At 36.1% G+C, this 26662-nt stretch carries 21 protein-coding genes and 1 tRNA gene; 17 read left to right on the top strand and 5 right to left on the bottom strand.

The annotated features are described in order from the left end of the window. Positions 1-379: 379 nt before the first annotated feature. From sufB to AC07XN_RS12285, 3 genes are all read right to left on the bottom strand, one after another. Complete coding sequence (gene sufB, locus AC07XN_RS12295) at positions 380-1828, bottom strand: Fe-S cluster assembly protein SufB (protein WP_309918662.1); 1449 nt, start codon at positions 1826-1828, stop codon at positions 380-382. 115 nt (positions 1829-1943) lie between these two features. After that, positions 1944-2417: an Lrp/AsnC ligand binding domain-containing protein gene (locus AC07XN_RS12290; protein WP_184133370.1), complete on the bottom strand. Its 474-nt coding sequence runs from the start codon at positions 2415-2417 to the stop codon at positions 1944-1946. 626 nt (positions 2418-3043) lie between these two features. Beyond that, positions 3044-4927 (bottom strand): CocE/NonD family hydrolase, encoded by a 1884-nt coding sequence (locus AC07XN_RS12285; RefSeq protein ID WP_494743300.1) that lies wholly within the window; start codon positions 4925-4927, stop codon positions 3044-3046. Positions 4928-5105: 178 nt separating this feature from the next. On the opposite strand from AC07XN_RS12285, the gene hisG reads away from it, so the two are divergent. From hisG to AC07XN_RS12215, 14 genes are all read left to right on the top strand, one after another. Next, positions 5106-5966 carry an ATP phosphoribosyltransferase gene (hisG, locus tag AC07XN_RS12280; protein WP_494743299.1) on the top strand — a complete coding sequence of 287 codons (861 nt, stop codon included), beginning with the start codon at positions 5106-5108 and terminating at the stop codon, positions 5964-5966. Between the two features lie 5 nt (positions 5967-5971). Next, entirely contained in the window at positions 5972-7228 is a 1257-nt protein-coding gene (gene hisD, locus AC07XN_RS12275; RefSeq protein WP_494743298.1) for a histidinol dehydrogenase, read from the top strand. 12 nt (positions 7229-7240) lie between these two features. Beyond that, the gene (hisC, locus tag AC07XN_RS12270) at positions 7241-8296 is read left to right on the top strand and encodes a histidinol-phosphate transaminase (protein ID WP_309918677.1); all 1056 of its coding nucleotides are present in this window, start codon (positions 7241-7243) and stop codon (positions 8294-8296) included. 11 nt (positions 8297-8307) lie between these two features. Next, positions 8308-8814, top strand: coding sequence for a hypothetical protein (locus AC07XN_RS12265; RefSeq protein WP_494743297.1), 507 nt, complete (start codon positions 8308-8310; stop codon positions 8812-8814). Between the two features lie 62 nt (positions 8815-8876). Beyond that, positions 8877-8950: transfer RNA gene (locus AC07XN_RS12260), tRNA-Ala, on the top strand. Between the two features lie 346 nt (positions 8951-9296). Beyond that, entirely contained in the window at positions 9297-10130 is an 834-nt protein-coding gene (locus tag AC07XN_RS12255; RefSeq protein WP_309918683.1) for an STAS domain-containing protein, read from the top strand. A gap of 19 nt (positions 10131-10149) precedes the next feature. Further along, positions 10150-10557: an STAS domain-containing protein gene (locus AC07XN_RS12250; protein ID WP_309918685.1), complete on the top strand. Its 408-nt coding sequence runs from the start codon at positions 10150-10152 to the stop codon at positions 10555-10557. Then, positions 10532-10951, top strand: coding sequence for an anti-sigma regulatory factor (locus tag AC07XN_RS12245; protein ID WP_309919122.1), 420 nt, complete (start codon positions 10532-10534; stop codon positions 10949-10951). Before AC07XN_RS12250 ends, AC07XN_RS12245 begins: the two co-directional genes overlap by 26 nt. Beyond that, positions 10944-11960, top strand: coding sequence for a SpoIIE family protein phosphatase (locus tag AC07XN_RS12240; protein ID WP_494743296.1), 1017 nt, complete (start codon positions 10944-10946; stop codon positions 11958-11960). The genes AC07XN_RS12245 and AC07XN_RS12240 overlap by 8 nt, the downstream gene beginning before the upstream one ends. Before the next feature lie 3 nt (positions 11961-11963). Continuing rightward, positions 11964-13565 carry a sensor histidine kinase gene (locus tag AC07XN_RS12235; RefSeq protein ID WP_494743295.1) on the top strand — a complete coding sequence of 534 codons (1602 nt, stop codon included), beginning with the start codon at positions 11964-11966 and terminating at the stop codon, positions 13563-13565. A 315-nt stretch (positions 13566-13880) separates the two neighbouring features. Beyond that, complete coding sequence (locus AC07XN_RS12230) at positions 13881-14900, top strand: sensor histidine kinase (protein WP_309918694.1); 1020 nt, start codon at positions 13881-13883, stop codon at positions 14898-14900. An 85-nt stretch (positions 14901-14985) separates the two neighbouring features. Then, a complete protein-coding gene (locus AC07XN_RS12225; protein ID WP_494743294.1) occupies positions 14986-16872 on the top strand; it encodes a CocE/NonD family hydrolase in 1887 nt (628 codons plus the stop codon). A 227-nt stretch (positions 16873-17099) separates the two neighbouring features. Further along, the gene (locus AC07XN_RS12220; RefSeq protein ID WP_494743293.1) at positions 17100-17879 is read left to right on the top strand and encodes an alpha/beta hydrolase family protein; all 780 of its coding nucleotides are present in this window, start codon (positions 17100-17102) and stop codon (positions 17877-17879) included. Between the two features lie 125 nt (positions 17880-18004). Continuing rightward, positions 18005-18874 carry a bestrophin family protein gene (locus tag AC07XN_RS12215; RefSeq protein WP_309918703.1) on the top strand — a complete coding sequence of 290 codons (870 nt, stop codon included), beginning with the start codon at positions 18005-18007 and terminating at the stop codon, positions 18872-18874. A 48-nt stretch (positions 18875-18922) separates the two neighbouring features. Here the strand turns inward: AC07XN_RS12215 and AC07XN_RS12210 are convergent, their stop codons facing one another. Then, positions 18923-19828: a 1-aminocyclopropane-1-carboxylate deaminase/D-cysteine desulfhydrase gene (locus tag AC07XN_RS12210; RefSeq protein WP_309918706.1), complete on the bottom strand. Its 906-nt coding sequence runs from the start codon at positions 19826-19828 to the stop codon at positions 18923-18925. A gap of 39 nt (positions 19829-19867) precedes the next feature. On the opposite strand from AC07XN_RS12210, the gene AC07XN_RS12205 reads away from it, so the two are divergent. The 3 genes from AC07XN_RS12205 to AC07XN_RS12195 all read left to right on the top strand — a co-directional run bounded on the left by AC07XN_RS12205 (position 19868) and on the right by AC07XN_RS12195 (position 25428). Then, positions 19868-20887: an RluA family pseudouridine synthase gene (locus AC07XN_RS12205; protein ID WP_309918709.1), complete on the top strand. Its 1020-nt coding sequence runs from the start codon at positions 19868-19870 to the stop codon at positions 20885-20887. A 23-nt stretch (positions 20888-20910) separates the two neighbouring features. Further along, on the top strand, positions 20911-21360 hold the full coding sequence (locus tag AC07XN_RS12200) for a GNAT family N-acetyltransferase (RefSeq protein ID WP_494743292.1): 450 nt from the start codon (positions 20911-20913) through the stop codon (positions 21358-21360). Between the two features lie 288 nt (positions 21361-21648). Then, positions 21649-25428 (top strand): hydantoinase B/oxoprolinase family protein, encoded by a 3780-nt coding sequence (locus AC07XN_RS12195; RefSeq protein ID WP_494743291.1) that lies wholly within the window; start codon positions 21649-21651, stop codon positions 25426-25428. A gap of 117 nt (positions 25429-25545) precedes the next feature. Here AC07XN_RS12195 and AC07XN_RS12190 read toward each other — a convergent pair whose 3' ends face one another. Further along, positions 25546-26562: a GntR family transcriptional regulator gene (locus AC07XN_RS12190; RefSeq protein ID WP_309918719.1), complete on the bottom strand. Its 1017-nt coding sequence runs from the start codon at positions 26560-26562 to the stop codon at positions 25546-25548. Positions 26563-26662: the final 100 nt, after the last annotated feature.

Raw genomic sequence — 26662 nt, 5'->3', positions numbered from 1 at the left:
ATGTGCCTTGGGCATAATAAAACCTCCTGTTTTTTGTGTTTGTCGTAATTCACAAAATAAACAAGGAGGTTTTTATTGGGCAAGCCATCCACAAAATTCGGGATGACTCATGTTTGATTTACGTATGCCTATTATAGTTCCGTTAGTAACATTATATCGATAGGAAGAACAGCTTGTAAATAGCATTAAGGCAGTCCGAAAAGGAAACAGAATAATATTTGGCTGTAAAAGCTTTTTGGACAGCTTCAATAAATTGCTGTTATCAATAGGGCTACCGATATATCGCTTCTATGAGTGTTATTATTAAAGGCATAAAAAAAGCCACTGCATAAACAGTAGCTTTTCCCTAAATATCTAAACTTTATCAGTATTTTATCATCTATCCAACTGAACCTTCAAGTGATACTGCAAGAAGTTTTTGAGCTTCTACCGCAAATTCCATTGGCAATTGGTTTAATACTTCTTTGGCATAACCGTTTACAATTAAGGCTACGGCAGCTTCAGTAGAAATACCACGTTGGTTACAATAGAACAATTGGTCTTCACCAATTTTAGAAGTAGTCGCTTCGTGTTCAACGGTAGCTGTTTTGTTCTTAACTTCAATGTATGGGAAAGTATGTGCTCCACAACGGTCGCCCATCAATAGAGAGTCACATTGAGAGAAGTTACGAGCATTATCTGCACGTTTCATCACTTCTACTAATCCACGATACGAGTTATGAGATTTACCAGCCGAAATACCTTTTGATACAATTCTTGATTTAGTGTTTTTACCAATATGAATCATTTTCGTACCAGTATCCGCCTGTTGCATATTATTCGTAACAGCTACTGAATAAAATTCACCAATAGAATTATCCCCTTTTAAAATGACAGAAGGATATTTCCATGTAATAGCTGAACCAGTTTCTACTTGTGTCCAAGAAATCTTAGAATTTGCACCATCACAAATACCACGTTTGGTTACGAAGTTGTAAATACCTCCTTTACCTTCTTTATCACCAGGATACCAGTTTTGTACAGTAGAGTATTTTACTTCTGCATCTTCATGTGCAAAAATTTCAACTACCGCTGCGTGTAATTGATTTTCGTCACGTTGTGGAGCGGTACAACCTTCTAGGTAACTAACATAAGAACCTGCATCTGCTACGATTAAAGTACGTTCGAACTGACCAGTACCAGCAGCATTAATACGGAAATACGTAGAAAGCTCCATTGGGCAACGAACACCTTTAGGAATATAACAGAATGAACCATCCGTAAATACAGCGGCATTTAAGGCAGAAAAGAAATTATCTTTTACTGGCACAACTGAACCTAAGTATTTTTTGATTAATTCAGGGTGGTCTTGAATTGCTTCCGACATCGAGCAGAAAATGATGCCTCTTTTCGCTAAATCGGCTTTAAAAGTAGTAGCTACTGAAACCGAGTCGATTACGGCATCTACTGCAACATTCGATAAACGTTTTTGTTCGTTTAATGAAATACCTAATTTTTCAAAAGTAGCACGCAACTCTGGATCAATATCATCTAAAGATTCCAATACTTTAGCTTGCTTTGGAGCTGAATAATATTTAATTGACTGATAGTCAACAGGAGTATAATGCACGTTAGACCATTTCGGTTCTTCCATTGTTAACCAAGTACGATAAGCACTTAGTCTCAAATTAAGCATCCATTCTGGTTCATTTTTCTTTACTGAAATCAATCTGATTACGTCTTCGCTCAAACCTGCTGGCACTTCGTCTGTTTCGAAGTGACTTTCAAAACCATACTTGTATTCGGAGGAGGTTACCTCCTCTAATATATCAATTTCTTCTTTTGCCATTGCTGTAGGTAGTAATTATCCTACAAAAATAAGCCAAAAAATCGAAGAAAAGTTCGCCTCTTTAGAATTTTTCTAAAAAGGCTTTTATATATTTTTGATTATTTATGCTTAATGGCTATCCTTTATAGCTAAAAGGGACAGAACGGTTGATACTTTCCTCTAAAGAAATAAAGGTTTCTGTTCGTTGTATTCCCTGTACTTTTTGAATTTTATCATGTAATACCTCTCTAAGGTGTACAGTATCTCTACAAACAATTTTTGCAAAAATAGAATAAATACCTGTAGTGTAATTTATACTTACAACCTCTGGTATTTTAATCAATTGCTCGGCTACTTCGGCATATAATGAACTCTTGTCTAAATAAATACCTAGGAAAGCAGCAATGTCCCATCCCAATTTGGTATGGTCAATCACCAATTGTGAACCCTTTACGATACCAGCCTGTTCCATTTTCCCCATCCTTACATGGACGGTTCCACCAGAAACATTGATTTTTTTGCCAATTTCTGTGTAAGGCATGGTGGCATCTTGCATCAAAAGACCTAAAATTTTTAAATCAGTTTCGTCGATTTCGACATTCTTTTCCATAGCTTAAGTATTTAGACTCAAATAAAATTTAAAATTTCATAAAAAACAATACTTTCAAAAAGAAATTATTAACATATTTTAAATAAATCACTACAATAATTGAATAGAATGTAAATTTTAAGTTTTTTTTATGTAAAATTTGTAAAACATTAAAAAGGTATATAACTTTGCATTGTCAAGTTGAAAGAAACACATGACAACCACACTGTAGGGTGATGAAATTTGGCAGACGTACCCTCCTGTCTCGGGGGTGGTGAACATGAAATAAAGTAAGTGTAATGCCCATCGCAAGATGGACTGGGGTTGACCACCAGACTTTGTACTTTACCTAATCACACCGTGGAGGTTCGAATCCTTCTCCTACAGCCAATTATTTGATATATTTTGAGGATAAATTTTTGTCAAAGCACAATTTTATTGTTACCTTTATTCTCAAATTATCAGATTGACTACAAGATATCAAGTAGTTTTATTTGGTTTTTAGTTTGTTGATGAAGTGTAATTCAAAAAAGCAGTCTTTGTAAGTCTGCTTTTTTTGTTTTCAAGCTATTTCAATAAAAAATCCGTAGCATTTCTCAATACTACGGATTTTTTATGTAAGTATTTACACTTAATAATATTTTTATTTACTCCAATACTCCCACCTTTAAATAACTAGCCGCCGCTTTCTGGTGATATACCTTTTGTGTAGCATTTTGGTAGTCACTCGGTTCAGCTTTAAAAATATCGATGAATTTCTGGGGATTTCTATCAGCCCAAGGAAAGCATGAACTTTGGATTTGCACCATTATTTTGTGCCCCTTTTTAAAAGTATGTAATACATCCTGTAACTCTACCTTTACATTCGTTACTTGATTAGGTACAAAAGGCTTTGGTTTCGAAACATTATCACGATATTTCCCTCTAATAATTTCAGAACGCACTAACTGCTGGTAGTTTCCATAGACTACATTTGGTTTTTTCGGATTTTCTGGTGCATCTGTTGGGTACACATCAATTACTTTTACGACCCAGTCGGCATCAGTACCCGTAGTAGATACTTTAAGCATCGCCTCAATTTGTCCAGAAAGTGTAATGTCTTTTTCTAGTACATTGGTAGAAAATGATAGAACGTCTGGTCGAGCATACGCAAAACGTTGGTCTTCCACCATATAACTAGCAGAAAAACCATCATTTATATTAGCCGAAAAAGGTACGGGGTGATTGGGGTCTGAAAGATAAGTCGACGATGATTTTTCTACAGTTGGAGCAGTAAATGATAATTTGCCATTAGGATGGAAATACAACAGTTTCTCTTGTGTGCCTTTAGCAGGATAGGTATCAAACGAACGCCATTTGTTAGTACCCGTTTCAAAAAGAGTAGCCTCTGGTAAATCAAGCGGTTTAGCATCATCAATCAAATAATGATGAAAGAACTTTGCCTCAATGTTTTCTTGGTAATAAGGCGATACCTTCGAACCAAAATCTACATCGGCTAGCATTTGTCCAGATGAACCAGCCCAACCACCGTGTACCCAAGGACCTACCACAAAAATATTTTTGATGTTTGGGTTTTGCTTTTCAATAGCCTTATAAGTATTAAATGTACCGTATAAATCTTGTTCGTCGTACCAGCCACCTACAACCATCACTGCGTGTTTGATACCTTTTAGATGAGGTAGAATATTTCTTTTCTTCCAATGTTCGTCATAATCTGGGTGTTCAAAATTTTCATGGTAATATACATTGCGTCCTTTATAAAAACCATCTTCTGAGTTTTTGGTCGTTTTTACCTCATTCAGATAAAAATCATATCCATCAGGATTGTTCGTTTCAAAATATACAGGTGGGCGAGTAGTAGTAGGTTTAGTTTGCTCTTGAAAGAAATTATAAAAACCAAAATTTGCCGCTATCATAAATGCTCCGTTATGGAAAGCATCATCACGCCAAAGGTCAGCCATAGGGGCTTGTGGAGAAGACGCCTTGAGGGCTGGATGTTCTGAAATAGCACCCGCAGAAGTGAAAAAGCCCGGATAAGAAATACCCCATTGCCCTACTTTGCCATTATTATTACTGATATTTTTGATAAGCCATTCTATGGTATCATAAGTATCAGACGACTCGTCGATGTCTGTTTTACCTTTCTTTATATCAACTTGAGGGGTCATTTCTACGAATTTGCCTTCCGAAGCCCATCGCCCTCTTACATCTTGATAAACAACGATGTAATTACTTCTTAGCATAAACGGATTTGGACCAATTCTTTTTTTGTATTTATCAGTACCATAGGGCGAGCAAGTATAGGGAGTTCTCTGCATCAAAATTGGATACTTTTTACTTTGGTCTTTTGGTGCATATACTTGGGTAAAAAGTTTGATTCCATCACGCATTTGAACCATAAATTCCATTTTATGATAATTTTCACGGATATAGGCACTGTCTTGAGCAACGGTAAAGGGGTATGGAGAATCTGATTTTTGGGCGTAGCTAAAAGCAGGAATTAGCAATAGCCACAAGATAAGTTTTTTCATTATTAGACTTGTTGAGTAAGAAATATGAATGATTTATTGACAATTTACAGAAAAGCCGTCAAAAGCTAAACTGGATTCCGTAATTTTGCAGTCCGTTAACAATTTACCTAAATCAAAAACAATCAGTATTAATAATTTTTAGGAAAAGTTAGCATTGTGGACTATAAATAACTGACAAGTGACTCAAAATTTAAGAATTGCCGTTCAGAAATCTGGACGCTTAAGTGAGGATTCCCTCAATCTTTTCAAAGAATGCGGAATCAAGTTTGATAATGGAGCAGGAAAGTTAAAAGCAACTTCTTCAAACTTCCCAGCAGAATTTTTGTTTCTTCGTGACGACGATATTCCCGGCTATGTGGAAGATGGCGTAGCTGATATCGGTATTGTCGGACAAAACGTTCATGTAGAGAGCAATAAGAATGTATCGGAAGTAAAACTATTAGGTTTTTCTAAATGCCGTTTATCAATTGCTATTCCGCGTGGAGATGAATACCAAGGCATTGAGGATTTAGAAGGGAAAGACATTGCAACGTCGTATCCAATCATTTTAGGAAGTTATCTCAAAGAACATGGTGTTACGTCACATATACATGAGATTTCAGGGTCTGTAGAAATTGCTCCAAGCATTGGTTTAGCACATGCAGTTTGTGATATTGTTTCATCTGGAGGTACATTGTTGAGCAATGGATTGAAAGAAGTAGAAGTAATATTCCGTTCAGAAGCCATCATGATTGGTTGTCCGACACTTTCAGCAGAAAAACATGACATCCTTAATCAGATATTATTTAGAATTGACGCTGTTCAAAGAGCAAAGAATAATAAGTATGTTGTGTTGAACACTAAAAATGAGAATATCGAAGCCATCAGTAAATTATTACCCGGTATGCAGTCGCCATCTATTATTCCATTGGCACAAGCAGGTTGGTCGGCAATGAGTTCAGTAATTAACGAAAATGACTTTTGGCAAAATATCGAAAAACTCCGTGAAGCAGGTGCAGAAGGTATTTTAGTGATGCCGATTGAAAAAATGATTTATTAGTTTCCATGAAAATTATAAAATATCCCAAAGAGTCTGATTATCAAGCCTTACTTACGCGTCCAACACAGGATATTGCTGTGATTGAGCAGCGAGTAGCTCCCATTTTGTATAGAGTAAAAACCGAAGGTGACATTGCCCTTCGTGATTTTGCTTTGACTTTCGATAAAGTAAATCTAACATCTATAGAAATGCCTTCAGTGGAAATTGAAAAGGCTGCTGATTTACTTTCCGACGATTTAAAGCAAGCCATCCATCAGGCTTATCGTAATATTCATAAATTTCATGAGGCACAAAAAACGGCTCCTGAAAAGATTGAAACGATGGAGGGCGTTACTTGTTGGCGAAAAACAGTGGGCATTGATAAAGTTGGGGTATATATTCCTGGTGGCACAGCCCCGTTGTTTTCAACAGTATTGATGTTGGGGATTCCTGCACAAATTGCAGGATGTAGAGAAGTGGTATTATGTACCCCATCCAACCACCCAGCTATTTTATATGCTGCCTCGCTTTGTGGCATTACTAAAATTTATAGAATAGGAGGGGCGCAAGCCATTGCTGCCATGGCCTACGGAACAGAGTCAGTCCCAAAAGTGTATAAAATATTTGGGCCTGGTAATCAATATGTCACTGCTGCCAAAATGTTGGTAAACAAAGAAGGTATTGCCATAGACATGCCTGCTGGACCATCAGAAGTAGCGGTATATGCTGATGATACGGCTAATCCAGCGTTTGTAGCGGCAGATTTACTATCGCAAGCAGAACATGGGATAGATTCACAGGTGTTGTTGGTTTCAACCTCTGAAAACATCATTAACGAAGTAAATAACGAGTTAACAAAACAGTTAGCAGTATTACCAAGAGCAGAATTTGCTTCGAAAGCCCTTGAAAACAGTCAAGCTATTTTGGTAGAAAATCAAGAGATTGCCCTCTCATTGTTGAATGAATATGCTGCCGAACACTTAATATTATCGGTAGCCAATGCCGAAGAAGTATCAGAGAGTATCTATCAAGCGGGGTCTATTTTCTTAGGAAATTATACGCCCGAATCTGCTGGAGACTATGCTTCTGGCACAAACCATACCTTGCCGACCAACGGTTATGCGAAAGCGTATTCAGGCGTAAGTCTGGATAGCTTCGTGAAGAAAATCACGGTACAGCATATTACTCAGGCAGGCATTAAAAACCTCGGAAAAACAATTATTGAAATGGCTGAGGCAGAATCCTTGGATGCTCATGCCAATGCAGTAAAAATTAGAATGTAAATTATTTAAACTATGACATTTAACTTACAAAGTATCGTTCGTAAACATATTCTTAGTCTTGCTCCTTACTCTTCTGCTCGTGATGAATATACAGGTAAAGAAGGGATTTTTTTAGATGCCAACGAAAACCCAATAGGTTCGGCTACGCCCGAAAATTGGAACAGATACCCAGACCCTTATCAGTCTGCTATTAAAGAAAAATTAGCACCCATCAAAGGCTGTCGTCCTTCGCAAATATTCCTTGGTAATGGTTCTGATGAACCGATTGATTTGATTATTAGACTGACTTGCGAGCCAAAAGAAGATAACATCATCATACTGCCACCAACCTATGGAATGTATGAAGTGAGTGCTTCTGTGAACAATGTACAGATTCAAAAGATTGATTTGACAGAGGATTATCAATTGGATGTTGATGCCATCATTGAAGCTATTAATCCGAAGACGAAATTAATCTTTATTTGCTCACCGAATAACCCTACGGGTAATATCATCAATCGTGAAGCCATATTAACGATTATTGATAATTTCGAGCACGGCTTAGTAATCATAGACGAGGCCTATAATGATTTTGCTGACGAGCCTTCTTTTATTCCAGAATTAGATAGTTTCCCGAATGTAATGGTGCTCCAGACTTTCTCGAAAGCATGGGGACTGGCATCTTTGCGTTTAGGGATGGCTTTCGCAAATGAAGAGTTAATTAAGCTCTTGAACAAGATAAAGTATCCTTATAATATTAATGGACTTACACAAAAATTATTAATAGAGAATATTGCTAATACTGATTTTGTAACAAATTCCGTTAATACGCTGAATCATAACCGTAAGCTATTAGCAGATTCATTAGCTGAGCTGCCCATTGTCGAAAAGATTTTTCCATCGGATGCCAATTTCTTATTAGTGAAATTCCAAGATGCGAAGGCTGTATTTGATTACTTAATTGAGCAAAAGACGATTGTCCGCGACCGTTCAAAAGTGAAATTATGTGATAATTCTTTAAGAATTTCAGTAGGTACCACCGACGAGAATGCTCATTTGATGGGTCTTTTAAAAGCTTATAAATCATAAACTTATTTCTTATGAAAAAACATGCTTTAGTCTTTTTATTGATTTTAGTAAGTTTCACGGGCTTCTCACAATACAAAACGTGGGCAATAGGTGGAAAGCTAGGAGACCCCTCAGGTTTAACAGTGCGTCATTATTTAAATAATGATAGAAATGCAATAGAATTGAACGCAGGTGTGTATGGTGCACTTTGGGGACTAAGAAGCCCGTACAGAGATGGTGCTTTTGATGGAGCAGGTGTATCATTCAGTGGACTTTATCTTTGGCATCAGCAACTGGGTAATACTGGTCTGAAAAGTTATTACGGTTTTGGGGGACAAATCACGTCACGCTCGTATACCTTGGATAATAAGCAAGTACCTAATACAGGCATTGGAGGCGTTGGAGAAGCAGGCATAGAGTATGGGATTCCAGACTCTCCTCTAACGATGTTTGGTGAATTAGGACTTTATATAGAACTCGTTCCTGCATTCTTTTACACACATCCGCAAGGAGGTTTTGGCATAAGATACAATTTCTAATAAAGTTGCTTATCTCTTTGTATACTAAATTCTTATTGGATACTTTTGCAAAGTATTCTTTTGGGGGGTTAGCTCAGTTGGCTAGAGCGCTACGCTGGCAGCGTAGAGGTCATGGGTTCGAATCCCATACTCTCCACTTAAAAGACCAATAACGCCATTGGAAGCCAATGGCGTTATTTTATGTCTAAATTTAATATCTTTAAGTCTTTCATTAGGACAAAGTTTTTTGAATAATCTGTAGATTATCATTTTGTGACAATTAAATATGTCTTAAATCGTTTCTTTAAAACATCATAGTTTAGCCCATCATTATTATATTGATAAGCTGTTATGGTTATCAATTACAACATTTTTCATTTTCGATGATATTGCAGAATACGCAGTCATTAAGCCTAACCAAATTTTAAAAAGTTAACCTTAGTGTATTTCGACGTACAAATTTTTTATTTGTAGTAACCCTTTTTATAATTAGCAAAAGCATAATGGACAAACCAACAATCGAAATTTTAAAGAATAACAGGGACGCTATCATAAATATATGGGTAGCAAAGCAAAAAGAGGAAGAAGGATATTTTAATGTAGATAATCAGCTTAAAGATTCTAAAGAACTTGTAGACTCATTCCTGAGTGTATTGAATACTACCACACTTGAGAATAAAAATGCCATCGGGTTTGATAAGGTAAACGAAGTGCTTATGGGCATCTCTGTTTCTCGCGCTAAGCAAGGTTACACCTCTAGAGAAACGGGCTTTTACCTTTTTACCTTTAAAGAAGCTCTCTTAGAAGTACTCTACGACAATATTGCAGATGCTGCAACGCTTTACGCTGACAGCCTTAAAATTAGTAAGATTGTCGATAACATGAGTATGTTAACTTTTGAAAGCTTTATAAAAGGCCGTGAAGATATAATATCAAGACAAACTGATGAAATAACGGAGATTTCTACGCCTGTTATCAAGGTTTGGGACGGAATTGTTGCCCTACCAATTATCGGAACGCTTGATAGTGCAAGAACACAAGTTGTAATGGAAAGTCTTTTACAACAAATTGTAGAAACAGGCAGTACGATAGCTATTTTAGATATTTCTGGAGTTCCAGCAGTAGATACTCTTGTGGCACAACACCTTATAAAAACTGTTAGTGCTACACGTCTTTTAGGGGCGGAATGTATCATTAGTGGCATTAGACCTGAGATTGCCCAAATAGTAGTACACTTAGGAATAGACCTTTCTGGAATTATTACCAAATCAACCCTTGCCAGTGCGCTAAAAACAGCGTTCAATATGCTGCAAATTCAAGTTATCAAAAAGAAATAATTAGCTTAGTGTAAACATTATGGAGAGAATTCCTATTTTAAAAATGGGTGATTTTTTGCTAGTAACCATACAGGTAGACTTGTATGACCAATTGGCAGAGAATCTGGAGACAGACCTTGTGAATTCCGTTAAAAAATACGAATCAAAAGGCGTATTAATAGATATTTCTTCAGTTTCTATTATAGACTCCTTCATGGGGAGAATATTAGGAAATATCGGTATGATGTCTAAAATTATGGGAGCAGAATCAGTTATCGTGGGGATGCAGCCTGCGGTAGCTATTACTTTGGTTGAATTAGGATTAACCTTAACGGGGGTATCAACGGCACTTAATGTAGAAAAAGGAATGGACCTATTGCGTTCTAAGATAGAATTAAGTGACACCCAAAGCGATGATGATGATGACTACTACGACGATACAGAATAGAGAAGAATTTGTTGTTGTCCGAGAGCAGGATGTAATACCTTTTCGTAATAAGGTAAAAGATGCGGCAGTGAAGATTGGTATGGGCATTTTAAACCAAACTAAGCTGATAACTGCTGCAAGCGAACTTGCACGTAATCTCTTGAAATATGGTGGCGGTGGTATGGTAAGTATTGAATCTGTTAATAACGGTCGAGAAAATGGTATTCGTTTAGTCTTTAGCGACAAAGGCCCTGGTATAGCTGATATTGATTTGGCGATGCGAGATGGTTACAGCAGTGGTAAAAGTCTTGGGTTAGGCCTTCCAGGAACAAAAAGGCTAGTTAATGAATTTAATATACAATCCGCGATAGGGCAAGGGACAACGGTTACAATAATTAAGTGGAAGAATGGATGATAATGCGTTTTACAGTTATAAGGTGGAGGATAAAAGCTATGTGTCATTTGTAAAACGTGAAATACATAACCTTTGCGTTGCTACAGGCTTTAGCCAGCAGAAAACGGGAGAAATCGATATAATCGTTTCTGAACTTTCTTCAAATCTTGTAAAGTTTGTAGGGGAAGGCGAATTTTTATATCGCACAAGTACTGATATTAAAGGGGATTTCTTTGAGCTTTACTGCTTAGACAAAGGGCGAGGCATCAGTAACCTTGTACAAATGATGAAGGATGGAGCCTCTACCTCACAAACGCTTGGTCAAGGCTTAGGTGCTATTGAACGTTTAAGCTCTGAATCATCGGTTTATACACTAAGAGACTGGGGTACTATTATCTATTGTAAAGTTTATAAAAACCCTCAAAGTACGTTTGTTAGGGAAGAGAATATTAAGTTGGGTGGAGTGAAGGTAAATATGCCTGGCGAAACCAATTGTGGTGATGGATATTCTGTTAAACATGTAAATGACGGAGTTTTTTTCTTTTTAGGGGATGGGCTGGGTCATGGCAATCATGCCCTTGAAGCAGTAAGTACAGCGATTAATGCCTTTAAAGCTTGTCGTGAAAAAAGTCCTGTTGCTACCCTGCAATATATTCACCAAGAGGTGAAAAAAACCAGAGGACTGGTGGCTACAATTGCTCATCTTGATTTTAAGGCACAAAAATGGTTTCTATGTGGCGTTGGTAACATAGCCACGTCTATATATAATGGTTTAGAAGGAAAAAACTACACGCCTTATAACGGCATCGTAGGTCTTAATATTCCGCGTACCTTAACCGATTCTGTTGTTGAATTAAATAAATACCAAACCCTTATTATGCATTCTGATGGCTTGAGGGGGCGATGGAGCCTGAACAGTTTGCCTGGGATTTTAAAGCATCCTCCAGAAATTATAGCTGGAGCATTATATAAAGATCATGCTCGTGGCACAGATGATATGTCTGTATTGGTTGCCAAAGTAAATATATAAGATATGAAAGAGATTATTCGCATTAGCTTAGATAACGAAATGGACCTGATATTGGCTCATAAACGTAGTATAAAGCTAGCTGAATTGTGTAGCCTTTTGGCTTCCTCTCAAACACGTTTTGCTACTGCGGTATCGGAGATTGCCCGATGTGCCATTACTAGCGGACAGGAGTCATATCTTATTTTAGGAATAGACTCATTGAATGGAGGAAAAAAAGAAATTGTAGCGGTATTATATGACAAGGTAGATCTAGCAGGATGTAACCCAGAAGCTTTTTTTTATGCCAAAAAGGTATTGAAGGATGTTACTGCACATTGTGAAGATGATATTTATACCATTACGTTGAGGGCTAAAGTACCCTATTCTGGACTTTTGTCTGAAAAGTGGGTCAATTCTTTTGTAGACTATTTTAGACAAGAACCTCCTATATCACCTTATGATGAAATACGAAAAAAAAACATACAGTTAATTGAGTTGGCAGATAGGCTTAGCGAAAGTGAAAATGATTATAGACAGCTAACAGATACCTTGCCATTTATTGTTTTTTCCGTATCAAAATCAGAGAAAGTCTTTGTCGCCAATAAAAATGCTGAAAATATTTTAGGGAGTAACTTTAAAGAGTTTTCGGCCGCTACTATACATCAGATAATACACACTGAGGATACAGAACAGGTTATTAAAGCATGGAACAGTGCGAAGAAAAAGCAAACTGTACAAACTGTTCAAGCGCGTGTCATCTCTACAAAAGAACCAATATGGTACCAGATTTCACTAGTACCACATAATGATGAGAGTACAGCAGGATGGATTATCAGCATGGTAAATATTCATGCCCAAAAGCTTGTTGAAGAAACCCTGAAAGATAATAATGAATTAAAGGAAGCTAAGGAAAAACTGAGGCAATCTAATGACGAACTTCAGAAAAAAAATAAGGAACTAGAACAATTTGCCTATATCGCAAGTCATGATTTGCAAGAACCACTCCGAAAAATTAGGAATTTTATTTCACTTGCCCAGCATAATCGTTCAGATATTGATAAGCAAAATCTGTACTATTCCAAAATCAATGCTTCAGCAGAGAGAATGTCTCAATTAATCATTGATGTTTTAAGTTATTCCAGACTTGCAGCAACATCCGAGACATTTGAATTTACTGACCTAAATTCGGTACTCTCCGATGTAATTAATGATTTTGAGTTTTTATTAAGTGAAAAAAAAGCAGTATTAACTGTTGAAGCTATGCCGTCGGTGCTTGGTAACCCTGTGCAATTGGGGCAACTCTTTTACAACTTAATCAGTAATTCACTGAAATTCTCAGAAGAAACACCAGTAATACATATATCACATGAAGTTATCAATGACAATGGAATAGCTTTGAATAAAATTGTCGTAAATGATAATGGAATCGGTATCGAGCCACATCATGTAGATAAACTTTTTACTATTTTCAAAAGGTTGCATCCACAAAGTGCATATCCAGGCACAGGTATTGGGCTTGCATTATGCAAAAAAATTGTTGAAAATCATGGTGGAAAAATTAAAATTGACAGTAATAGTAATGGTGGTACTGATGTAATTGTATACCTACCGTACGCAGCTGCATAGAAAAGCATACTAGCATAACTCTTTAAACGAAGCCGTTGTATAATTTCTATGCAACGGTTTTTTATTAATTTTATTGTGCTACTCAAAAAAAATGCTCATTTTTGTTTTAATTGTTTAATAATTTCAATGAAAAGGATTTGTATTATTATTGCAATCAAGACAAGTGATTGAAAATCAGTAAAGTTTTATCGTAGTGTTTGTCTTTGATTAGAGTCAAAATATACTTTAATAGTAAGCATAGTCCACCTATTATGTTTGATTACAAATCATTCGCGCTATTATTAATATATGAATCTTAGAAAAATATATTGGCTAATGCAAATCTCAAGTTGGTTACTCATTGCCATGATGGCTTTGAAATACACCATTTTAGAGGAAGCTAGCTTTACCCTTTCATTTGAATATTTCATCTCGGTATTTGTGTATGGACTTTTTACCACACACACTTACAAACTAATTGTTGATAAATACCAAGTAGATGAAGCTCCTGTACAAACTTTTCTATTGTTTCCTTTAATAGGCAATATCATTATAGGTTTCTTGTTTTTTATTTTAGATGTTCAGTTCACATCAGCTGATGTGATGAAAAATGAATATAAAAACTTTGGTGATTATTTTAGTTTATTCGTTGATGATATTTGGGTGACAACGCCTTGGTTTTTTTTCTTTCATATCCTTCGGTATGTAACAGTGAAACAAACCATGAGTGAGAAGATGATTTCGATGGAAAAAATGTTAATAAAATCGGAATTAGAGGCTTTGAAAACCCAACTGCACCCTCATTTTTTTTTTAATGCTTTAAATAGCATCAAAGCGTTAATGGTGATAGACCATCAAGAAGCTCGAGAAGCAGTAGACCAACTTTCAGATTTATTACGTTTATCCCTTAATATTGGAAGCTCGCAATTGGTAAGGGTTGACGAGGAAATAAAGCTCACTAAAGCCTATTTGTTTTTAGAAAAAATAAGGTTTGATAAAAGGCTGAAGTATCACTTAGAGGTGGATGATAAGTTAACCCACAAGATGATTATTCCTATTTCATTAAGTACACTTATCGAAAATGCTATCAAACATGGTATTGCAAAAAATAAAAATGGAGGAGAAATTACTATTCAAATTTATGAAGAAAACGATAGGTTACTGATAAAAGTAAGTAATACAGGAAGTTTTATAGCGAATGAAACCAAACGAACTGATGGTGGTATTGGACTGACCAATCTGAAAAAACGATTAGAGTTACAATATGGAGGTGAAGGCTCATTACATATTGAAGAGGTAAATGGAAATGTAGTTTCAACGATTTTAATTCCAATGTCAAAAACTAATTTGTCTTAACCGTACAATGAACTAAGGTTAAATATTTTATTTTCACTCAAGAAGCACTTAAATTGCATCATACTCAACAAATTTTACAACAAATATGAAAAAACTACTATTGTTACTATCATTTTGTAGCCTTTCGTTCTTTATTCAGGCACAGAAATTGACAGTTGCCCAATTGGATTCTATTTTCGTTCGTGAAAACTATGTCAAAACTCAGTACGAAATAGAAATGAGAGATGGTGTAAAGCTTTTTACAAATGTCTATACTCCCAAAGATGCTTCTTCAAATAATCAATATCCTATCTTATTAGCACGCACTTGTTATTCGGTGGCTCCATACGGAAAAAATGACTATCCATCAGTTTTGTCTTATTCAAAGTATTTGATGCGTGAAAAATTCATTTTCGTTAACCAAGATGTTCGTGGTCGCTGGATGTCTGAGGGGAGCTGGACTAATATGACACCCCATATCCCTAACAAGAACACTAAGAAAGATATTGATGAAGCCTCAGACACTTATGACACAATAGACTGGCTCGTGAAAAACCTACCCGGTAATAATGGAAAGGTAGGGCAGTATGGTATTTCATATCCCGGTTTTTATACCATTGCTGGGGCTTTATGTGGGCATCCTGCCTTAAAAGCATCTTCTCCGCAAGCACCTGTATCTGATTTCTTTTTTGATGATTTCCATCACAATGGAGCATTCACGATAGGCTATGGTTTGACTTTCCCAGTTTTTGGTTTGCAACATCCTAAACCAACAGATAAATCTTGGTATGATGAGCAGTTTCCGAAGATAAAAACATTTGATGGTTTTGAATGGTACAAAACAATGTCTCCACTCAAAAATCTTGGAGAAAACTATACTAATAATTTCTTTTGGCAGGAACACGTAGAACACCCTAATTACGATGAATTCTGGCAGAAAAGAAGTATAGTGCCACATTTGAAAAATATCAAAAATCCTCCTGCTATCATGGTAGTAGGAGGTTGGTTTGATGCCGAGGATTTGTATGGACCATTAACAGTTTATAAAACCGTTGAGAAAAACAATCCCAATATTTACAATTCTATCGTGATGGGGCCATTCGGTCATGGCGATTGGGCTCGTGAACGTGGTCACCATTTTCACTCGAATGTTTATTTTGGAGACAGTATCTCAACATATTATCAGCGAAATATTGAGCTTAAATTTTTCAAGCATTTTTTGAAAGATGCGGGGGATGGCAAAGCGGGGTTAGCTGAAGCAACACTATTTGATACAGGTAAAAAGGAGTGGAGAGAATTTGCAGAATACCCTGTTAAGAACGCTCAGAAAATAGATTTCTACCTAAGCCCTAATGGTAAAATTACCACAGGTACGGAGGCTAAAGGATTTGCAGAGTTTATCTCTGACCCTTCAAAGCCTGTACCTTATACAGAAGACCCTAACCAAATTTTAGGATTTAGTCCAAGAAATTACATGAGCGAAGACCAACGTTTTGCAGGACGCAGAACGGATGTATTGACATTTGAAACAGATGTTTTAACGGAAGATATTACTTTAGGCGGTGAGATGATGGCTAATCTTAAAATTTCAACAACAGGTACGGATGCTGATTGGTTCGTAAAATTAGTAGACGTATATCCCGGAGACGAACCTAATAGCCCATATACGCCGAAACATATTACTTTGGGAGGTTATCAGCAAATGGTAAGAAGTGAAATCATGCGTTCACGTTTTAGGAATTCATTTAGCAAACCAGAACCTTTGGTAGCAAATAAAATCACTGATGTTAATTTCCGTTTGCAAGATGTATTACATACTTTCAAAAAAGGACATAAAATTATGATTCAGGTGCAGTCGACAGCCTTCCCTTTGTTTGATATTAATCCTCAGAAATATGTAGATAATATTTATAAAGCCAAAGAAAGCGATTTCCAAAAAGCTACACATCGCGTATATGGTAATAGTAAAATTTCGGTAGAGGTATTGAAATAGACTTTTAGGGACTGGAGACTTTAGGAGTAAAGACTTTTAAGAATAAAGAAAAAGCAAAGCGGTTGTTTCTTAGGAGGCAACCGCTTTTGTTTTATTCTTTAATTTTAGAAATACCTTTAGCGTTCGTAACAGGCAATTTTTTTTTATTATCAAGATAGTTTGTACCTGATAAAACAATATTGCTTTTGTACCTTTGTTATACACTTTATTTAATTTTACCCAAACCCATGTACCGAAAACTATACAGCTACCTATTTTTTTTCTTCTTATTATCCAGTTGCTCAACTCATAAAATCTCAAAGCCTTCTTCTGCTTTAAAATCAACATTTAATGTTGTTGAAGATAGTCTGAATTTAGTTGATGTATCAAGAAAACGTTCAGTACCAGTGGCTTTGTATATTCCTAAATCTGATCAAAAAATCACACATCAAAAAGTCGTAATCTTTAGTCATGGTTATTACCAAAATAGAAGAGGGTCTAACAAAGCTTATTCGTATATTACTGAAAAGTTAGCTTCAGAAGGCTACTTTGTTGCTAGTATTCAGCATGAATTACCAACAGATGATTTAATTCCAAGCACTGGCATTCCACAACTTGTAAGAAGACCATTTTGGGAGAGAGGGGCTGAAAATATTCGTTTTGTAATTAATGAATTAAAAAAGACAAACCCAGATTTAGATTTTAAACATATCATACTTATTGGTCATTCAAATGGAGGAGATATGTCGATGCTGTTTGCACACAAATACCCAAATTTAGTAGAGAAAGTAATTTCATTAGATAATAGAAGAATGCCTTTCCCTAGGGCAAATCATCCAAAATTATATACGCTTCGTTCAAGCGACCAAGTGGCAGACGAAGGTGTTTTACCTACGCCCGAAGAGCAGGTGAAATATGGTGTCACAATCATCAATTTGAAAAATACCATCCATAATGATATGGACAATAATGCAAATACAGCACAACGAAAAGAAATCAATGATTATATTTTGAAGTTTTTAGAGTGATTATTTACAAATCTCTTCCACAAACAACTCATTAACAAAAGACCTCTGTATCATAAGCAGAGGTCTTTTTGTATATTTGCCAATAAGTCTTTGTTACTTCATCCACCAAACCTATCACAACAAACATGATTAATTATAACCCCAAAGAATGGTTTACATTCATTTTTAGAATTCATAAAAGCGATACTGTGCGTCAGCTAACACCTATGATGATTAGTTTGTCGATTTATGTAGCCTTGATTGCTTTTTTAGAAATAGAAGTTTTTAAATTGAGTGAAAATAGCCATATCAAAAATATTACTATTTTACATGGAATGCTAGGCTTTGTGATTTCCCTTTTACTAGTTTTCAGAACCAATACTGCTTATGAACGCTGGTGGGAAGGAAGGCGAATGTGGGGAAACTTAACGAATACTTCTAGAAATCTAGCCATGAAAATCAATGCTGTTTTGCCTCTGGATGATATTGCTAACAAAACATTCTTCAAAGAGCATATTGTGGAATATGCTTTTGCTTTGAAAAGACACCTCAGAGGGCATCAGAAAGATAGCGAAGTATTTACTTCTAAGATATCACTTCATCACGATTTACATAAACCCAATCATATTGCCAAATTGATGTTTGTACGTCTGAATGAACTTTATAACCAGAAAGTAATAAGTGGAACTCAACTTTTATTTTTAAACGAAGAGTTCCGAACGTTTACAGATATATGTGGTGCTTGCGAGCGTATCAAGAGTACGCCGATTCCGTTCTCATATTCAGTTTTTATCAAGAAATTTATCTTCTTTTATGTTATGTCGTTGCCTTTTGGCTATGTCTTTAGCTTGGGTTATATTGCGGTGCCAATCGTTGTTTTTGTGTTTTATGTATTGGCTAGTTTAGAATTGATTGCAGAAGAAATTGAAAATCCTTTTGGAGTAGATGATAACGATTTGCCGTTAACGACGATGTCTAAGAATATCCAGAAACATGTGGGTGAGATATTAAATTAACCTAGTAATCCCTAGCGAGGGACTTAAGTATTTCGCTAGGGATTACTATTAAACTATGCTCGCTTGATTAATAGCGCTATCTTTCAATTCCTCACAACGACCTTGTAAGCCACCTGTATGTACAGCAACAATATTAGCATTTTCAGAAAAGTATCCTTTCTGGATTAAATCATAAATGCCAAACATCATCTTGCCAGTATATACTTGTTCAAGCATGATATTTGGATTCCTTTCTTCAAAGCCTTTGATGAAACTAATCAATCCAGGAGTGGTTTTGGCATAGCCGTCAAAATGGTATTGTTCATTCAATTCAAACTCTTTTTCAAAAGGCAAAAGCTTTTCAATTTGTCCTTTCAATAAACCTTTGCCTTTTAGCGAAGCAAAGCCTATCGCTTTGGTATTTCCTCTTAATCCACTGATGATACCTGCAATCGTTCCACCTGTGCCTACTGCACTACAAATATAATCGGGGTTAAGTATGTCATAAATTTCATCAACCATCTCATTAACGCCTTTTATGGCCAAATCGTTAGTGCCTCCTTCTGGTAAAACATAAAACTTCTCTCCATACTGCCGTGTTAGTCTATTCCTAAAATTATAGTCGAGTCGGGTAACAAAAATTAATTCCATACCACAATCATGAGCAAACCTTAGCGTAGCATTTGAATCAGGCGTAAGTTCGTCTCCACGAATGATACCTACAGTTTTAAAACCAAACTCTTTACCAGCGGCGGCTGTAGCATAGATATGGTTTGAATAAGCCCCGCCAAAGGTTAATAGTTGATCAAATCCTTGTAATTTGGCCTCAATTAAATTAAATTTTAGTTTCCTCCACTTATTCCCCGTTACTTCTGGATGAATTAGATCATCTCTCTTTAAATAAAGTTTTACCTTAAATGAATCAAGTATAGGATCCTTTATTAACGTTAAAGGAGACGCGGGTAATTGAAACATGACGGTATTTGTTTAAATTTGGTTTTTAATGCCAAATATATGCAAGAAATAGAAGACGAAGAAGAAGAATTATATCAACACCACCGATTTGAGGTTGACAAAGGACAAAGTATATTAAGGATTGATAAGTACCTTATGTCCCGCTTACAGAATGCTTCTCGTAATAAAATTCAAGATGCTATCGAGACTGCTGCGGTAAGAGTAAACGATGCTGTAGTAAAAGCCAATTATAAAGTAAAGCCTTTAGATGTTATCACGGTTTTATTACCAGAACCACCTCGGAATACAGAGATTATCCCACAAAATATCCCTTTGGATATTGTTTATGAAGACGAGGAGTTATTAGTCGTAAACAAACCAGCAGGTATGGTTGTGCATCCTGCACATGGTAACTGGGAGGGCACTTTGGTGAATGCCTTAATTTACCATTTCCAAAATTTACCTACCCACCGTAATGGCGAAATCCGTCCAGGCTTGGTACACCGTATTGATAAGGATACCTCTGGTTTACTGGTAATCGCCAAAACAGATACAGCAATGACGCATCTGGCAAAACAGTTTTACGACCATAGTATCGAACGTACCTATAATGCTTTGATATGGGGTGAGCCTAAAGCTGATGAAGGAACTATTACAGGACATGTAGGTAGAAGCTTGAAAGACCGTAAAGTAATGGCTGTTTTCTCGGATGGGTCAATGGGAAAAGACGCTACTACACATTATAAAGTATTGAAGAAATTAAGGTATGTATCAGTAGTTCAATGTAATTTAGAGACTGGAAGAACACACCAAATTCGGGTGCATTTCAAACATATTGGGCATCCATTGTTTAATGATGCTACTTATGGGGGAGACAGGGTATTGAGGGGAACAGTATTCTCTAAGTACGAACAGTTTGTAGCGAATTGTTTTAAAATGTGTCCTCGACAGGCATTACATGCAAAATCACTAGGATTTATTCATCCAAAAACGGGTGAATTTTTACAATTTGACACAGAATTACCAGAAGAAATGCAACAAGTAATCCAGAAATGGGAGACTTATGTAACTAATGAATAAACAATTAATTTAACCAATTTCCAATGTCAGTCATTATCAGAAAAGGTATTCGTGAAGATGTACCCGTGATGTTAGAGCTAATCAAGGAGTTAGCACTATATGAAAAAGCCCTAGAACAAGTAACAAATACCGTTGAGCAAATGTACCTTGATGGTTTTGGTGAAAACCCTATCTTTGGGTCTATTGTGTCGGAAGTTGAAGGCAGTGTAGTTGGTCTAGCTTTGTATTATTATCGATATTCTACTTGGAAAGGTAAAAGATTGTATTTGGAAGACTTAATCGTTTCTGAAAAAATGAGAGGAAAAGGTTTAGGCGAGCAATTATTAGAAGCCACCATTCAACAAGCTAAAGACGATTCCTGTACTGGTGTAATGTGGCAAGTGTTAGATTGGAACGAACCTGCTATTAATTTCTACAAGAAATTTGGAACAAAAATGGACGGCGAATGGATTAATGTTCATTTGGATTTTTGATTTTGGAGACTGGAGGACTTTAGGATTGTAAGACTTAAGGACTATCAGTATGGGAATAAAGGAATATGAGACTTAAGGACTTTAAGACTAAAGGATAGTATATAAAGATGTATGTGGAGTCTTTTAGTCCTAAAGTCCCTAATTTAAATCTTACAAAATCCTCTAGTCTTCAAGTATAAAAGTTCATAATCCTAAACTCCTTTAGTCCTTAAGTCTTATAGTCCTAAAATCCTTCAATCTAAATCTTACAAATCCAAAATCCTCTAGTCTTCAAGTCTAAAAGTCCTAATGAAACCGCAAAAAAACTTCAACATTTCAATAGATACTGGTGGAACTTTCACCGATTGTGTAGCATCTGATAATGATGGAAATCAATACCGCTATAAAATCCTTTCTAATAGCTCGCTTCGAGGTGAAATTATTGAACAAATCAATCTACAGACATTCAAAGTAAAATCTTCTTGGTTTTTAAAAAGAGATATTCTAGTGGGCTATACTTTTAGTTTATTCAACCATAACTTTCAAGCTGAAGTAGTGAGTTTTGATATTGAAAGTAATACATTGATTATCAACCAACCGTTACCTGAATTATTGGGTAGTCAAGTATTAAGTTTTGCTTTAACAGCCTTTGAAGAAGCCCCTGTACTAGGAGCAAGGCTGATAACACAAACAGGCTTGAAAGAAGCTTTCCCGCCTATTCAAATTAGGATAGGTTCAACCAAAGGAACGAATGCTTTGTTGGAAATGAAAGGGGCTAAGACAGCTTTTTTGGTAACAAAAGGATTTAAAGATTTATTAGTGATTGGCAATCAATCTCGTCCAGATATTTTTGCGTTGAATATTGTTCGTCCCGAACCATTATATAGTGAGGTAGTTGAAGTAAATGAACAGATAGATAAAGAGGGTAATGTCCTTGAATCCATTGATGTTTCGACGCTTGAAGAACAAGCTAAACGACTTAAAGATAAAGGCATCTTGGCAATTGCAGTTTGTTTGAAAAATGCTTACCGCAATAATATTCACGAAAAAAAAGTACAAGAAATACTCTTGAAATATTTTAAATATGTAAATGTTTCTACAGAACTAAGCAAGCAAATCAAGTTTTTGAACAGAGCAGAAACCACTGTTGTCAACGCTTATCTTTCACCGATTATCAATACTTATATCAATAATATCAGCGCTCAGATTCCTGATAAACATTTCAAGGTAATGACCAGTGCTGGGAGTTTGGTAAATGCACATCATTTTCATCCCAAAGATAGTTTACTATCTGGCCCTGCTGGTGGTGTAGTTGGCGCTGCTTATATTTCAAAAGTATCTGGGTTTGACAAGATTGTTACTTTTGACATGGGTGGAACAAGCACGGATGTAGCTCGCTATGATGGTAATTTCGATTATCAATTCTCACAAAAAATTGGTAATGGACAAATATTCAGTCCATCGTTAGCCATTGAAACGGTTGCAGCTGGTGGAGGGTCAATTTGTTCTTTTGATGGTTTTAAATTAAGTGTAGGGCCAGAGAGTGCAGGTTCTATGCCGGGACCAGCATGTTATGGAGCAGGAGGCGAATTGACAATTACCGACGTAAACTTACTGCTAGGTCGATTAGATATTCAACAATTTAGTATTCCCGTTTTCCCTAAAAAAGCTGCTGAAAAATTACAAGAATTATTGGCTAAAATTGCTGAAAAAACGGGTGTAGAGCCAGATAAAGAAGAAATTTTAGAAGGATTTAGAGCAATTGCCAATGAAAAAATGGCAGATACTGTTCGTAAAATATCCATTGCGAAGGGATACTCTATCCATGATTATGCCTTAGTAGCCTTTGGCGGTGCAGGTGGTTTACATGCCTGTGGTATTGCTAATTTATTGAATATTAATACAATCCTTTTACCGAAAGATGCAGGGTTGCTTTCTGCTTTTGGCATTGATAAAGCACAAGTAGAAAGGTTTGCCGAAAGGTCTGTTTTAGAGATTTTTAACGAAAAATTAAATAACTATCTGACCGAATTATTCAAACAAGCTGAGGACGAGGTAATTAGTACGTTAAAAAATGATGGTGTAGAAGCTTCAACAATTCGGTTTAAAAGTCATTCATTGTATTTACGTTTTAAAGGACAAGATTCGACGATAGAAATAGCGTGGCAAAATTTTGATGCTATTTTAGCTACGTTTAAAGCGAAATATACAGCCATCTTTGGACACTGGATTGATAATAGGTCTATAGAATTAGAAAGTATCAGGGTGAATGCTTACGAGTTTTCAGAGAAAGAATTATTGGAAGAAACAGCAATATTTGAAGAATACTTTCCGAAAGCTAATCATTCAGTCAAAGCATTTTTCAACAAACAATGGCAAAATGTACCTGTCTATTTTAGGAATCAATTAGATAACGGAGCCATTATTAAAGGCTTTGCTTTATTACTCGACCCTTTTAGTACGACAGTCATTGAACAAGGTTGGACACTGAAAATTGACAGTCATGGAACTGCTATTATTCAAAAAGAAGCAGTAGCAGTTATTGACAATGAAATAGATAATCAAGAGACGCAACTAGAGTTGTTTACCAATCGTTTTATGACGATTGCCGAGAATATGGGCTTGTTACTTCAAAGAACGGCTCTCTCTGTCAACGTCAAAGAAAGGCTAGATTTCTCTTGTGCATTATTAGATGCATCAGGCGAACTGATTGCTAATGCACCTCATATCCCTGTGCATTTAGGAAGCTTGGGTGTATGCGTAAGAAGTGTATTAAAGTATATCAACATCGATAAAGGCGACGTAGTAGTGACGAACCATCCAAAATTTGGCGGGTCACATTTACCTGATATTACGTTAATATCTTCAGTATATTCTTTTGATAATCAACTGATTGGTTATGTAGTCAATCGTTGTCATCATTCTGAAGTTGGTGGGGTACGTCCTGCCTCAATGCCTCCTTATTCTAAAAATTTAGCGGAGGAGGGCATCGTAATTCCACCGATGTATTTAGTGAAAAATGGAGAAATGCGTTGGGATGCTATCAAAGAATTGCTTTTATCAGGTGCATACCCTACACGAGCGATTGAAGAAAATTTAGCAGATTTAAATGCTGCTTTAGCTGCCAACCGAAACGGAGAAGAAGCTTTACAGGCTTTGGTTCAAGAACATAGTTTATCTAAAGTTCATTTTTATATGAACCGACTGAAAACGTATTCAGAAAGTAGGATGCGTGAAAAACTGCAACAATTCGGGCAAGGAGTCTATCAGGCAGAGGAATTTTTGGACAATCACGAACCTTTAAAAGTGCAGGTAAACATCCGAGAAAATAGTTGTACAATTGATTTTACTGGAAGTGCTAAAACAGACATAGGTAATTTGAATGCTAATATTGCTATTGTAAATTCTGTAGTAATTTATGTATTAAGGTTGTTATTAAATGAAAAAATACCTTTGAACGATGGTATTTTGAAGGCAGTAGAATTAATCATTCCCGAAAAGTCAATCTTAAATCCTGATTATCCCGACAATCCTAAAGATTGTCCAGCCGTAGTAGGAGGGAATGTAGAGTTAAGTCAGAGGCTAACGGATACTTTACTCAAAGCTTTTGGCATTGTGGCTTGTTCACAAGGAACGATGAATAACTTTTTGTTCGGCAATAAAACCTTTGGATATTATGAAACCATCTGCGGAGGCAGTGGCGCAGGAGAAGGTTTTGATGGTACCTCTGGTGTACATACGCACATGACTAATACGAGGATTACTGATGCTGAAATCATGGAACTACGCTACCCTGTTTATCTAAATCGTTTTGAAATTCGTGAGGGTTCAGCAGGAAAAGGGAAATATAACGGTGGTGATGGCATTATACGTGAAGTTACTTTTTTAGAAGATGTTGAAGTCTCTTTACTGCGTCAACACCTCAGAACTCAACCTTACGGATTAAATGGCGGAAATGCAGGAGCATCAGGTAAACATTTATTAACCAGAACCGATGGGACTGTTACGTCGGATAACGAGATTACAGCACACGCAGGGGATAAGTTAACTATTTGGACCCCTGGTGGCGGAGGGTTTGGAATAGCATAATTAAACTATGACTTGAAATAACATGATTAGTAATTGGTATGTTGAAATTTATGTCAACCTATTTTAGGCAAGCACAGGCAAGCACAAATCACCAATTACTAATCACCAATCACTACATTACAATGATTTACGTTTAATAAAATACCCTTTATTTACAAACCTGCCTTTTTCTCGCGAGAGAATCATTTGAGCAGCCCTTTTTCCCATTAACGCAAAATCGTTTGAAATAACGGATACCCCTTCTGCCAGAATTTCTTTGATGGGCGTATCGTCATAAGACATCAGTCCAATGTCGCTACCAAGTTTCCACCCTTTTTTATTCGACCAATTGATGAATCGAACCAAATCATTTTCTCTGAAAACCAAATATGCATGGTCTTTTTGAAGGTGTTCTTCCTCTTCTAAATCAGAAATAATTTCATAAGAAATGTTGTTTTCATGGCAGAATCGCTCAAAACCTTGAATAATACCTACAGGCGTATATTGAAAACTTTTGCTACTAAGCACCAATGAAAAGGTTTGATATTTTTTGATGAGCTCCTTAGCTTCATTCAAACCAACGTAAGTATTATTCTTAAAATCTTGATAGAGAATGGCATAATCTGTCCCAAAACTTGGCACATCAATATCGAGTATCAATAGTTTTTCTTTAGGTATTTTTTGAAGTACGTTCGTCACATCTTGATTAAAATGTGGCATTACGATATAAAAATTATATGACCCCAAATGATTGAGGATTGTATTTTCAAAAACCTTTAAGTTATGATGATGAAAGAAAATATTAATCGTTACGTTTTCTCCTAATTCTGCTACTAAGCTATCATACAAAATCTCCTTGTAAGGTGTAAGGGCATCAAAAAGCACAAAAATATTTAGCTGACTCCTCGTGTCAGTATTTGAAACATAAAATCCTTTGCCGTGGTGAGACGTAATAATTCCTTTTTCTCGAAGGTCATCATAAGCTTTGGCAACCGTCATTCTGGCCATTCCAAAATTCTGCGATACTTCGTTGATAGATGGTAGTTGTTGCCCTCTCACTAACGCTCCTTCTTCAATTCCGTTGATAATGTATTCAATTAACTGTTGAAATTTAGGCTTGCTAGAGTGGGCATCAATTTGAGTGCTGTTTTTCATTGAATCTATTTCTTTCTATTTGAGGTAATTAAGGCAAATTAATAATATTTTTTTGCTGTATTAATAAACTGTTGTCTTTTTCCTGTTTTAACTCAAATTA

It is taken from the genome of Arcicella sp. GW458-12-2-14-TSB2, from assembly GCF_059423785.1.
This window is presented reverse-complemented; position numbering and strand designations above follow the sequence as displayed.

Bases quoted from the DNA above. Each gene is read 5' to 3' on its own strand.
- sufB (WP_309918662.1), bottom strand. From the start codon at position 1,828: ATGGCAAAAGAAGAAATTGATATATTAGAGGAGGTAACCTCCTCCGAA.
- AC07XN_RS12290 (WP_184133370.1), bottom strand. From the start codon at position 2,417: ATGGAAAAGAATGTCGAAATCGACGAAACTGATTTAAAAATTTTAGGT.
- AC07XN_RS12285 (WP_494743300.1), bottom strand. From the start codon at position 4,927: ATGAAAAAACTTATCTTGTGGCTATTGCTAATTCCTGCTTTTAGCTAC.
- hisD (WP_494743298.1), top strand. From the start codon at position 5,972: ATGAAAATTATAAAATATCCCAAAGAGTCTGATTATCAAGCCTTACTT.
- hisC (WP_309918677.1), top strand. From the start codon at position 7,241: ATGACATTTAACTTACAAAGTATCGTTCGTAAACATATTCTTAGTCTT.
- AC07XN_RS12265 (WP_494743297.1), top strand. From the start codon at position 8,308: ATGAAAAAACATGCTTTAGTCTTTTTATTGATTTTAGTAAGTTTCACG.
- AC07XN_RS12255 (WP_309918683.1), top strand. From the start codon at position 9,297: ATGGACAAACCAACAATCGAAATTTTAAAGAATAACAGGGACGCTATC.
- AC07XN_RS12250 (WP_309918685.1), top strand. From the start codon at position 10,150: ATGGAGAGAATTCCTATTTTAAAAATGGGTGATTTTTTGCTAGTAACC.
- AC07XN_RS12245 (WP_309919122.1), top strand. From the start codon at position 10,532: ATGACTACTACGACGATACAGAATAGAGAAGAATTTGTTGTTGTCCGA.
- AC07XN_RS12240 (WP_494743296.1), top strand. From the start codon at position 10,944: ATGGATGATAATGCGTTTTACAGTTATAAGGTGGAGGATAAAAGCTAT.
- AC07XN_RS12235 (WP_494743295.1), top strand. From the start codon at position 11,964: ATGAAAGAGATTATTCGCATTAGCTTAGATAACGAAATGGACCTGATA.
- AC07XN_RS12230 (WP_309918694.1), top strand. From the start codon at position 13,881: ATGCAAATCTCAAGTTGGTTACTCATTGCCATGATGGCTTTGAAATAC.
- AC07XN_RS12225 (WP_494743294.1), top strand. From the start codon at position 14,986: ATGAAAAAACTACTATTGTTACTATCATTTTGTAGCCTTTCGTTCTTT.
- AC07XN_RS12220 (WP_494743293.1), top strand. From the start codon at position 17,100: ATGTACCGAAAACTATACAGCTACCTATTTTTTTTCTTCTTATTATCC.
- AC07XN_RS12215 (WP_309918703.1), top strand. From the start codon at position 18,005: ATGATTAATTATAACCCCAAAGAATGGTTTACATTCATTTTTAGAATT.
- AC07XN_RS12210 (WP_309918706.1), bottom strand. From the start codon at position 19,828: ATGTTTCAATTACCCGCGTCTCCTTTAACGTTAATAAAGGATCCTATA.
- AC07XN_RS12205 (WP_309918709.1), top strand. From the start codon at position 19,868: ATGCAAGAAATAGAAGACGAAGAAGAAGAATTATATCAACACCACCGA.
- AC07XN_RS12200 (WP_494743292.1), top strand. From the start codon at position 20,911: ATGTCAGTCATTATCAGAAAAGGTATTCGTGAAGATGTACCCGTGATG.
- AC07XN_RS12195 (WP_494743291.1), top strand. From the start codon at position 21,649: ATGAAACCGCAAAAAAACTTCAACATTTCAATAGATACTGGTGGAACT.
- AC07XN_RS12190 (WP_309918719.1), bottom strand. From the start codon at position 26,562: ATGAAAAACAGCACTCAAATTGATGCCCACTCTAGCAAGCCTAAATTT.